General features: G+C 49.1%; 5 protein-coding genes. 4 read left to right on the plus strand and 1 reads right to left on the minus strand.

Annotation, left to right across the window (positions count from 1 at the left end; all coding sequences use genetic code 11):
- The first annotated feature begins 200 nt into the window (after positions 1-200).
- Positions 201-1322: a hypothetical protein gene (locus J0895_RS20075; protein WP_207089775.1), complete on the plus strand. Its 1122-nt coding sequence runs from the start codon at positions 201-203 to the stop codon at positions 1320-1322.
- A 185-nt stretch (positions 1323-1507) separates the two neighbouring features.
- Positions 1508-2020 carry a peptidoglycan-binding domain-containing protein gene (locus J0895_RS20080; protein WP_207089776.1) on the plus strand — a complete coding sequence of 171 codons (513 nt, stop codon included), beginning with the start codon at positions 1508-1510 and terminating at the stop codon, positions 2018-2020.
- Positions 2021-2181: 161 nt separating this feature from the next.
- Here J0895_RS20080 and J0895_RS20085 read toward each other — a convergent pair whose 3' ends face one another.
- Positions 2182-2829 (minus strand): DUF938 domain-containing protein, encoded by a 648-nt coding sequence (locus J0895_RS20085; protein WP_207089777.1) that lies wholly within the window; start codon positions 2827-2829, stop codon positions 2182-2184.
- Between the two features lie 98 nt (positions 2830-2927).
- Here J0895_RS20085 and J0895_RS20090 point away from each other — a divergent pair, with 98 nt between their 5' ends.
- Together J0895_RS20090 and J0895_RS20095 are read left to right on the plus strand one after the other, a co-directional pair.
- Positions 2928-4337 carry an aromatic ring-hydroxylating dioxygenase subunit alpha gene (locus tag J0895_RS20090; RefSeq protein ID WP_207089778.1) on the plus strand — a complete coding sequence of 470 codons (1410 nt, stop codon included), beginning with the start codon at positions 2928-2930 and terminating at the stop codon, positions 4335-4337.
- Positions 4338-4752: 415 nt separating this feature from the next.
- The coding region (locus tag J0895_RS20095; RefSeq protein WP_242541444.1) for an NB-ARC domain-containing protein at positions 4753-6216 on the plus strand (1464 nt) is incomplete at its 3' end.

Below are 6216 nucleotides of genomic sequence, written 5' to 3' on the forward strand. Positions count from 1 at the left end.
GCGGCAAATATTTTGAGAAAAGTAGCGGCAAAATTGGGGTTCAATCTCAATGGAGTCAGTAGAGGTGTTTTGATTGCGCCTTTAAAAGTCCGACTTTGGACTCTTTAAGAATCCCTCGGATTTATCCGTAGGGAGTATCAAAACATTTAACTTGCCCCTTTAACCTGACCCCCCACTCAATCACCAAGACAGTCAAACTGATGAATACACCGATCTCTGGACGTTATGCTCGTTATGTTCGATGCTCTTCTGAGCCCGAAGTTGCTCCGGTCAAGTCGTTCGCACAAGAATGGGCGAAGCGATATGTGCAGAAGCTCGATTTGGAGTCCCAAGAGGAAGAGGACTGGGCCGATCGCACTGGTGTGGATGAGTCTGAGTTGATGACGCGGGAACGTGTGGGGGATTCCCTGCGGCAGTCGTTGCGCTTATGTATCGCTCAAGGCTGGTCAAAAACTGAAATCCTCTTAGCACCCAGTTTAAAACAGCATTCCATTGACTCCCAATATCTCAATTCCTGGGAAATTGCGGCGAAAACCCATCAAATTTATGGCCAAGCGCTGGAACTGTATATTCAAGGGAAATCTCCTCAACAACTGGCCGGGTCTATGTCTCCGATTTTGGGCAAATTGCGACAAGTGCAAGCGACTTCGGAACCTCTGACTCTAGCCTTTGTTAATCTTCAATTTTACTACACTGGGCAGTTGTTGTTGCAGCAGGTTTCCCCGACTGAGCGATCGCAACTGGAAGGGTATTTTCGGGTGATTCAGGAATACTTAAATTTACCTCTGCAACGGGTCTATGAAGCAGCAGCAAAATTAGAGTGGGATGACGCTCCCTTGCAGGCGGTGAGAAAACTGCTGCCGGTGAGTTCGGTGATTGCCACGGAAATTTGCGATCGCATTTGGGAACTGTATCCCCGCTATCGAAGTAACAACGGTTACCTGAATAATGAACAAATCCGCAAATCCAGCCTTCGCGATGTCGAGATGTTCCAAGTGTATCTGTGGGCTTGTGTACTCGAACAAAGTATTGCAGCGGTACAACAGGAGTTATTTCCCCTCTGTGTGATGCTCTATCCCTCCTTGGGGGTGCAGTGGGAATTGGTGAGGCAAATGCTCAACCTGTTAGGACAACAATTGCGCGATCGGCTCACATTTGAAGAGTACGATTTATTTGTTCCCTACTTACGAACGATGTGGGAGATGTTTTCTCCGGCAGTGTTCTCCCCCACAACCAAGTCGGACAAATCCGAGGCGATCGCCCTTGAATCTGAGGACTTTTTCGACTCCAATGAATCTCTCGGGAATTGGGTCGTTGGGTAGGAGGGTGCTCGTCCAGACGAGTGGAAACGACTTCAGTCGTTACTACAAACATCGGAAAAATTTCCTTTTTATTCCTCATTTTTTCCCTTACTCCGAACTCAGAAATAATCGCTAAAATGGGAAAAGATGGGGAAATGTTTGAGATTACCCGTCATTTTGAATCAACACTAGAGGTTAATAAACAGATGGCATTACAACAAGGTGATACAGGTTCGCAGGTCGAACAATTACAGATGCAATTAGAAAAGTTAGGATATAACATCGGGCGTTTTAACCCAAACTTTGGCCCTCTGCTCACCGAGATAGTACAAGCCTTTCAAGCGGAATCGGGACTGATTGTCGATGGGGTTGTCGGAGAGCAAACTCAAACCGCAATCGATCGCGCCGTCGCCGGAATTACCCTACCCACCCGAGTTTCCCCGCCTCCTGTCAGTCCTGCTGGGGATTTTAACACCGGCAACTGGCAGGAATGGAGGATTGTCACCCAAGGCGGATTAAATGCCCGTAGCGGCCCAGGATTTGAATTTCCCGTGGAAAGTACCCTCCCAGGCGGCAGTCTCGTCACCCGTCATCCCAGTTATACTAATCCAGTCCAAGGCGATCGCACTGGCAAACCCTGGTTAGTGATTACCAATCAAGGTACAGCACAATTTATCCGGGCCAATAATCAGTTTATTGAGCCAGATATTCAGTCTTAATTTATTAGCAATTGTAGGGTGGGCACTGCCCACCCTACTTTTACTAAAAACCCATTTCTTCCTCTTCTCCCCCTTCCCTCTGAGGGAAGGGGGTTGGGGGGTTAGGTCAGGGCTTTGTTAGTATAGACCCACCCTTAATGGTGCGGGGTTTTCACCTTATTTCACCCATCATTTTTCTGAAAAATCACCGATAAATTATTAGCAGGCATCTCCACAATTTCCAGTAAATTCAAGCCATTTTCAAGAGCAACTGCCTCCACCTCCTCTAAATTCCTAACCCCCCATTCTGGGTTTTGCTGTTGCAGCATTTCATCAAAACTTTCATTCGACGGGGCCGTATGTTTTCCCCCTCGTTTATAAGGACCATACAGGTACAAAATTCCCCCCACAGGTAGAATTCGACCCGCCCCCGCCATCAATCCTAAAGTAGCCGTAAACGGAGAAATATGAATTAAATTAATAGCAATTATTGCCGTAATCTCCGATAAATTCACCATCGGATTCTCGGCGGATTCAATCGACCAAACCGACTCGGCAACATTCAGGGGAATCGGAGGGAAAAGATTGTCCGATCGCACCTCTTTCATCCAGGCGAGAATACTCTCCCGTAATATCGGTTCTGCTTCACTCGGTTGCCAGAATCGCGGTTTGAGACGAGGGGCAAAAAAGATGGCGTGTTCACCACTTCCGCTGGCAACTTCTAACACCGTTCCAGTTGGCGGCAGAACCCGACGCAACACCTTTAAAATCGGTTCACGGTTGCGTTGAGTCGCCGGGGCGAATCTTCTGGCATCATTGGGGTTGTTCATTTTTTTTTCTACTTTTTGTCCATTCAGAGGATTAACATTGCTAAAATTAGAATAGCAAACCGTCGGACAATTATCGGGCAAACCTAACTGAAATCATAATGATAGTAAACGAGGCGATCGCCTTAGAAACCGCACCCTCTTTAACCTCTGAACCCGGAGGCAATGACCCCCATCGCTTTGATGTTCGGGAAGCCTGGTATCCCGTCTATTATCTCCAAGATTTGGACCCGTCCAAAATCATGAAATTTACCCTATTGGAGGTAGACTTAGCCATTTGGTGGGATAAAACTGGGCAATCTTGGCGGGCATTTGAAGATAAATGTCCCCACCGTCTCGCACCTCTATCGGAGGGAAGAATTAATGAAAAAGGTTGGTTAGAATGTCCCTATCATGGATGGGCTTTTTCCGCAACTGGCAAGTGCGAAAATATTCCCCAGCAGAATGAGGGGGGCACAGGCGAACATTCAGAACGAGCCTGTGTGAGAAACTTTCCCACCGTAGCTCATCAGGGATTATTATTCGTGTATGCCGGAAATCCCGAGAATGCACCACAGACAAAAGTTCCCTTGATTGACCCATTGGAAGAATCCCCGGAAAAGTGGGTTTGTTTGAATACCTTTCGCGACTTACCTTATGATGCCCTCACTCTGTTAGAAAACGTTCTGGATGCCAGTCATATCCCCTATACCCATCATCGCACCGTCGGTAACCGTGCCAATGCCGGAAAGGTTGAATTGGAGGTGATAGCATCAGGAAAACAAGGATTTCAAGGATTCTGGGAAGAAGGACCGCGCAAAGGCACATTAGGCAGTCAGCAGACTCATTTTGTTGCACCGGGACTGATGTGGCATGACCTCACCTCCAAGCAATTTGGGAGAACGATGACAGTCGTTTATGCGACTCCAATTCGCAAGGGAGAATGTCGATTATTTGCCCGATTTCCCTTTCAGTTTGCCTCAAAAGTTCCAGGAACTTTGATTAAATTAACGCCGCAATGGTATTCTCATATTGGACAGAATGCCATTTTGGAAGATGACCAGATTTTTTTATACAATCAAGAGCGATATTTAGAGGCAGCAGGAGGGAGTGAGAAAGTCGCTAAGGCGTTTTATTTGCCCACAAAAGCGGATTTGTTTGTCTTGGCATTTCGGAAATGGGTGAATGAGTATGACGCTGATCCCTTTCCGGGAGAATCCTTTGGAACAAGGCGATCGCGCGAAGAGTTACTCGATCGCTATCATTCCCACACCATCCATTGCCGCAGTTGTTCCACAGCATTGCGCCGCATCCAGAAACTGCGGGAACTGGCGGGAATTTTAGCTGCGATCGCCTGGATAACCGCCCCCTTATTAACCGTAATCACCACCGAAAACACCGTTCCCACCGTGGCCATTTCCACCGGCATTACCCTGGTCCTAAGTGCGCTCTGGTGGGGATTAGGTAAGTTAGAACGCCGGTTCTACGAAGGGCGAGATATCCCACCGAGGAACTTGCCCGAGAAGAAGTAAGAGACCCGAAATTTCCGGCCTCCTGACATCTTGCACCCGTTGCCACAACCGGCGGGGTTGCAACAACCGGCGGGGGTAGGTTTTTTATGCTTATGGTGATTTGCCTTACGATTAACTGCACCTCCGGTCCCCTCCCCTTGCCAAGGTCCGGGGACCGTTCGTAAGGGAAATCACTATGAGCGATCGCAGTGCGCAAGTGGCGATCGCCACTTGCGCGTGAACCCCACCCTAACCCTCCCCTTGCCAAGGTCCGGGGACCGTTCGTAAGGGAAATCACTATGTGCGTAAAAAACTACTCTTGTAAGGGGATTTATCCCCCGCCGGTTGTTGCTACCCGCCGGTTGTTGCTACCCCTCGGGGTGATTTTATGCTATACCCAAACTAGGCGAAAATCCCCTCTCCCAACCCTATTGCCATGCAAAACCCCCTCGATTTACTGAAGACCCAAAAACTGCTCATCGGTGGCACGGCGATTTTATCATTAGCGGCCTTGGGTTGCGGTCCTGCTGCTGGAATTTTAGCCGCAAAATATGCCGTGGATGCCATTGCCTTTTCCGGTTTCCTCGCCAATGTGCTATCGGGAATGACTGCCAATAATGTCGGCGCATTAGTCGATAAAGTATTAAACAACAATCCCGATATATTAAAAAATCAAGACTTAGGGAAGGCAACGGGACTGGCGATCGCCCTGGGGATTCGCACTGTTGCCGATGAGAAAGAGTTTACCAAATCGCAGCAGAAGATATTACGCGCTTTGGCAGATAAAACCGTTGAGTATTGGCTGAAAACTAAGCCCAGCGAACTTGCCGAGAAAGACTTATCCACCCTGGATGAGAGTCAGATTCGCTATGCTTTTGCTGCCAATGCCGGAGAATATGACCAGCTGCGGGTATTAGACGAACCGCAGTGGCAAATTGTCGTCCGAGGGTTGATGCAGCAGCATTTGGGGGCAGATGTGGCAGAGTATGAACCGGCAATTCAGGCGATCGCCCGTCACCTGAACGAGAAATTTGCCACCAACCTGCGGAAAGTCTTGGCAGATGACGCCCTGGGGAAACAGGCATTTAAAAAGATGCTGTTGGACTTACAGCGAGAAACCGTGGGGATATTGCGGCATATATGCGATCGGCTCGACGAACTGCCCAATAAAACCGAACTCAACGCCCAATTCAGGGAACTCGAAACCGCTTTAGGCCAAGATAACCAACAACAGATTCGCCTCTTAAGACAAATCTTGGCACAGATGCAGCCATCCCCCCGACACCCCAAACCGGAATTACCCGACTCCCAGGGAAATCGGATTGCCCCCCTCTACAACGTCCCCAATCTCCCGCCTAAATTCCTGCCTCGCCCGGAAGAACTGGCCCAAATCAAGCAGAAACTCCTCGGAAACGAGAGTCAGAAACTGGTAATGACCGGGGTTTCCCAGCGCGTGGGGGTGCAGGGGATGGGTGGCATCGGCAAAACCCTGTTAGCTGCCGCAGTCGCGCAAGATGAGGAAGTGTGGCGAAAGTTTCCCGATGGGGTGATGTGGGTGACCCTGGGTCAAACCCCCGATATAGTGACGCGACAAATCGATATTGCCGATTACCTCCTGGGATATCGTCCCTATTTTGAAGATATCCCCCAGGGGAAAGGGGAACTCCGACAATTGCTGGCCGATAAAGCCTGTTTGTTGATTTTAGATGATGTCTGGCAGATGCACCATGCTGCGGCATTTGATGTTTTAGGGTCGAATTGTCAGCTATTGCTGACTACTCGGGATGCCGCATTGATTACCGGATTCGGGGCGCAGGGGCATGAAGTCGGGTTACTCACCGAAGCTCAAGCATTAGGGTTGCTGGCGCAGTGGGCGGGGGAACATTTGGAAACTTTGCCC

Origin of the sequence: Phormidium pseudopriestleyi FRX01, assembly GCF_017313335.1 — a bacterium.
Taxonomy (GTDB): domain Bacteria; phylum Cyanobacteriota; class Cyanobacteriia; order Cyanobacteriales; family Laspinemataceae; genus Laspinema; species Laspinema pseudopriestleyi.